This window comes from Parasediminibacterium paludis (genome assembly GCF_042651445.1).
Classification (GTDB): Bacteria; Bacteroidota; Bacteroidia; order Chitinophagales; family Chitinophagaceae; genus Parasediminibacterium; species Parasediminibacterium paludis.
Genome location: NZ_JBHSDC010000010.1, coordinates 1 through 4,682 on the forward strand (window position 1 = coordinate 1; position 4,682 = coordinate 4,682).

The window sequence follows — 4,682 nt, forward strand, 5'->3', positions numbered from 1 at the left end:
ATCCTATAAAAACTGAAAACGGAGAATTTTATACTTTTGAATGTAGCGGATTTTAGGGGAGCTTACATTGGAACATCATCTGCTGCTACCATTATTTTGTCTAACCCATTAATCGTTCCACTACCTGATACTTGAGTACCCCAAGTTGTTCCATTATTCGTTGTACGTTGTATTGCATAACCATTTGGTTCTGCATTAATGTTGCCCGTAGGATAAGACATTGTTGCAACATAGCCATTACCGTTTGCATCAAAAGCCGTCGAAGGGTCTCCACGCCCAGGGGCATTATTAGGAAGATTGTCAGAACCAGTCCAACTAATATTTGCATTTGTACTCCAATAAGCACCTTGCCATGAATTTGAAATTGGAAATGTGTTTGCACTTAAAAGAAGAACATTTGGATTCTGCTTATTAATGCTAATATGCACTTCTGATTGAGGAAGTGGTGATGGGAATATCCTAACGTCGTTACCATCACAAGTAGTTGTGGAAAATGTGGTAACATTTGAAGACGAATTTTGGCCAACTGGGGCAGAAACACCATTGGCTAAGTGTAAAACACTTTTTTTAGGATTATTTGTTTGAGCATGAGCAGATGGATTAAGAACTGCGGTTAGAATGATGAGAAAGCAAGTGCTGTGTAAAATGGTTTTCATGATTGTTTTTTTAGTTTAAAATATATTTTTTTAGCTGCCAAAGTTGTTTATTACGTGGTGCAAAATTGTAGTGGTTGAGATACATTTTTACTATTCCAATGTTTGAGATAAACCCATAATTATCTATATACTCAATATTGGGACCTAAGTAATAATGATAAATATTGAACCCGTTCATAAATGTTTCGGCTGAGATTGAAATTGAAGTTAATGCTGTAACATATGAACTATCCACAGCCAATAACTTACCATCCCATCGTTGCCCATTTTTAAATGGTATCACATACGTATTAAGTGGAAATTGTAATCCCTGAAGAGTTTCAATTCTAGTTTTATCATAAATCTTTATTGTATCAACATCAAGTCTTACATAATTTGTATCTGTTTTGTCTGGATACTGATATTGCCAGATATTAGCGTCAATTCCATCAATTAATTTCTTAGTACCAATTATACTAACTGTAACATCATACTGTTTTTGTAAACTAGAATCATAAACAGAATACTGCCAACAATTGCCAATTTTATTAGGGAAATATTCTGATGCTTTTTGATTGTTTACAATTGTATCCTTGTGGCAAGAAAGAAATACAGTTGCAGATAAAAAAAAAAATAATTGCATTGTTATTGATTTTTTCATGAAGATTAGAATTGTATTGCTATAATGACATTAAGGATATTCATTTCATTGCATAAACTTATATATTTAATCGGATTATAACTATTTGTCAATATTTTATTTATGTTAAGTGCATAATTATTTTGATTGTGAGTCATGCAGATAAGCGAAAATTGTCATTGTGTGTAGTTGCAGGAAGGCTCTTTTGTAAGGTTTGCTTCTGTGCTTTGGGTTTTGTGTGCCTTTCAAATGTGCCTGACTGCGAAGGGTTAGCTTGTTACGTTTTGCATAATTTGGATTTTGGATAATTACGTTGTATCAAATTTAGGAAATATTGCCACTAACGGAAAGCATTGGCGATGTGGCGGTATTCATTGAACGTTCAGCCCGGAACCAATGCTGAATAAAAATACAAAAGTTCAATGTTTGTTTTATAGCTCAATAGTGTTCGGTCACGCTGGAACAAAAGCCAATATGCGACTTATTGCTGCTAATTTCACGTTGCCCCGCCATATTGCCAATGCAATGTTAGCGGTTCGGGCATTCATTCTTAAAGTTGATTTGCAACATTGCTTTTTGTTGATTGCTCTAATTTGGGTCGTCGATAATGATAATAATTTTCAGGTATCAAAGTGCTATCTTTTCTACTACAATACAACTTGTCTTGCACTTGTCTTAGCTGAATCATTGATGGCTTGCCGGCAGCATTACGAAGTTTTCTTGCTGCCTTTCTGACCTCTTCTAAAGATTTAACAGATTTCTGGTTATCCAAAATAATTTTAAGCAATATTACAAGGAGTGGCAAAGTTGGTGCGATAAAGTTAGTTAGATAGCCTTTCACTGACGAATTAACAATTGTAGCTATAATGAAGGAAGTTATGACTACCACTAAACATGCGATTGTGCAATCGTTTTTGAAATGATATCTTAACTTGCGATCATATTCCAAATTTGTTTCCTGACAACGGAGTATTGATTCTTCATGGTTTAAACCGTCAAGGTCGATGTGATACCAATTCGTCAATGGCGCTTTAGGATTGTGAACATATTTTTTTGCAGCCTCCTCTATAACCCAGTTTTCCGGTTTTTCTCCACTGTTTGTTTCATTCCACTCCATGTTATATACGCTACAATCAAATAATTCTTGCACTTTCGCTCCATTTGTTTTGAACTTAGACAAATAGCCAGATAGAAAAAGCGGATCAACTAAAGTTATTGTAACAGATACCAAAGCTACATAAGGTGTTAAGTCAATTTGTGTAATGTCCTTCTGTAGCAACTTTACAAAATTTAAAATCACTACTATCAATATTGTAATGGTAAGTTGCCATCGATATATTTTTTTAGCATTCGCATAAATTGTCCTTTGGGCCTTCAACAATTTCATATTTTGAGGAAGCTCCTGCTTTTCTTTAATCGAATTCATGTTATTATGTCGTATAGGTTGGAAATTCAGGACCGAATATTTCTCCCCATTTTTGGATAGATTCTTTTTGTTTACTGTTTGCTTCCAAATCTCGGGCTTCTTTTGAGCGATTATAGTCAAGTTCAGCTCTCTCTTGTATAGAATTTCTCTCGTTCCAAGTTAACTTATTTAAATCACCTTGAAATCCTTTTGGGTCGTACAAACTGTTGTGTATTTGGTGATAGACACATGCAAACAGATTCGGTAATTCTACATCAATGTATTTGCTGCTAGAAACTCCTAGGGAATCGTAATAGTTTAAAATCATGCATTCGAGAAAATATGATCCCATAGTAGCTGCAGTACGGCGCTTAGTCCAATATTTCATAATTCTAATCATGTCAAGAACAGAAACTTGTTGTTTACTGTTAATGGCTATAGTTCTGTCTTTGTCAATTCTTGGATCAGTCGGTTTCCAGTTTCCGCTTCCATCTGGGATTAAAAAAAATGTCTTGCCGAAGTTATCGGGTGTTGTTTGAAAACAGGGCACTATGTCATATACCCATTCGTAAGAGTTGAGTTCTAACGTTACTGCTTCTTGATTTCGTTTTATATCTGCTTTCTTGTATGATGGCACATTTGCTAGATAGTCTTTGAACTTATTGATAACTTTTATTGAGTTAAGAACATCTGTTCCAGGATTACAAAGTGCAAGTTGTTTGCTTGCGTTGGATTGCACACGGATTCTATAGCCTCCATCAATTGCCTCTCTCCAGTTACCATTCGCATGTAAAACAATCATTAAATCAATATCATCCAATGGTCTTATTTTGGTTTTACGTGAAAACGAGCCATAGTCAATTGACATATAATCAGGATAGAGGTCCAAAAATTTACCATCGTTTGGGAATTTCTCAATTTCTGTGACCAAATTGTTTTTACTTCTCTTTGCTACATCGTTACGATCAGTATCCAAACGAACAATGTCTTTCATAAAAGCATCGAAAGCATTATTAACTGTTGTTGCCATAGTTATATAAATCTTGAGTATTTGTTTGGTTGTTCTTTGTTTATGAAGGTGCTGTAAGAGATTTAGTCGCCATTGCCTGACCGCTAACGTCCGGCGGCTTTGTGCAGTTGCGGAATTAGAATTCCGTCTGCCGACAACCGCTGGTGATTTGAGTTTGATTGTTGAAGTTAGTTGAAAGTTCAATATTGCTTGTCTTGCCCGAACAGGAGTTGAGATTTGCAATTAGCAGAAGTTTGTTTGTCCAGCCGCAATTGAACAAAACCGCTTGTTAGCGGTAGTTTTTGTTGTCAATGGCTTGTTGAATTAAACGATTTGTCTGATACCTTTTTTAAAGAAACAGTCATACTGTCGTGAACAATTGAGTTTAGTTTTACAGACAAAGACTCATATCCATCTTTGATAAATAGTAGTTGGCAAGTCGGGCATTTAGGAACACAACCAACTAAAATATTTCCAATACTAAAATAACCTGTCGTGTCGGTTATAGAAGGTCCAAGTTTTGAGAAACCTTTTGTGTCATACATTTTATAATCATCCTTAATTCCTTTTTTCCTTATAGCAAGTCTGTCGTTGTATTCAACTGTGTCGTGATGAAGTTTATTGTTAGCTAATGTGTCTTTTCCTCTTAAAATCAAAAGCACCTTTACATTTTCAATTGCTTGTTTTGTCGAATTGTCTATAACTCGACCTTGCATATGAATGAAGCCTTCGCAAGAAGTAAGTGTCAAAATTATTGTCGTGAAAATTAGTAGTGTTGGTCTCATAAAATTACCGCTAACGAGAGTTTGTGAAAAAACTACCATTGCTTTTCAAATATACCCAAAGTGTGGATATTGAAAAAAGGAGTACTGTTTTTGCTATTATTTTGTATGCAATTTATACCAGGCAATAACCGCCATCAAACTTATTTCAGCACATTGGATGAACAAGTGACTGCCGATAATGCAGTACGGTTGATAGATGCTTTCATCG

The 4,682-nt window shown here is 35.1% G+C and carries 5 protein-coding genes; all 5 read right to left on the minus strand.

Features of this window, described 5'->3' with window-relative positions; all coding sequences use genetic code 11:
• Positions 1–62: 62 nt before the first annotated feature.
• The 5 genes from ACFOW1_RS06710 to ACFOW1_RS06730 all read right to left on the minus strand — a co-directional run bounded on the left by ACFOW1_RS06710 (position 63) and on the right by ACFOW1_RS06730 (position 4,474).
• On the minus strand, positions 63–656 hold the full coding sequence (locus ACFOW1_RS06710; protein ID WP_379013098.1) for a hypothetical protein: 594 nt from the start codon (positions 654–656) through the stop codon (positions 63–65).
• A 10-nt stretch (positions 657–666) separates the two neighbouring features.
• Complete coding sequence (locus tag ACFOW1_RS06715) at positions 667–1,296, minus strand: hypothetical protein (protein ID WP_379013099.1); 630 nt, start codon at positions 1,294–1,296, stop codon at positions 667–669.
• 529 nt (positions 1,297–1,825) lie between these two features.
• Positions 1,826–2,701: an S-4TM family putative pore-forming effector gene (locus ACFOW1_RS06720; protein WP_379013101.1), complete on the minus strand. Its 876-nt coding sequence runs from the start codon at positions 2,699–2,701 to the stop codon at positions 1,826–1,828.
• Between the two features lie 4 nt (positions 2,702–2,705).
• Positions 2,706–3,710 carry a hypothetical protein gene (locus tag ACFOW1_RS06725; protein WP_379013102.1) on the minus strand — a complete coding sequence of 335 codons (1,005 nt, stop codon included), beginning with the start codon at positions 3,708–3,710 and terminating at the stop codon, positions 2,706–2,708.
• A gap of 287 nt (positions 3,711–3,997) precedes the next feature.
• Complete coding sequence (locus ACFOW1_RS06730) at positions 3,998–4,474, minus strand: hypothetical protein (RefSeq protein ID WP_379013103.1); 477 nt, start codon at positions 4,472–4,474, stop codon at positions 3,998–4,000.
• Positions 4,475–4,682: the final 208 nt, after the last annotated feature.

Coding starts and splice junctions, on each gene's coding strand:
- ACFOW1_RS06710 (WP_379013098.1), bottom strand. CDS start 656: ATGAAAACCATTTTACACAGCACTTGCTTTCTCATCATTCTAACCGCA.
- ACFOW1_RS06715 (WP_379013099.1), bottom strand. CDS start 1,296: ATGAAAAAATCAATAACAATGCAATTATTTTTTTTTTTATCTGCAACT.
- ACFOW1_RS06720 (WP_379013101.1), bottom strand. CDS start 2,701: ATGAATTCGATTAAAGAAAAGCAGGAGCTTCCTCAAAATATGAAATTG.
- ACFOW1_RS06725 (WP_379013102.1), bottom strand. CDS start 3,710: ATGGCAACAACAGTTAATAATGCTTTCGATGCTTTTATGAAAGACATT.
- ACFOW1_RS06730 (WP_379013103.1), bottom strand. CDS start 4,474: ATGAGACCAACACTACTAATTTTCACGACAATAATTTTGACACTTACT.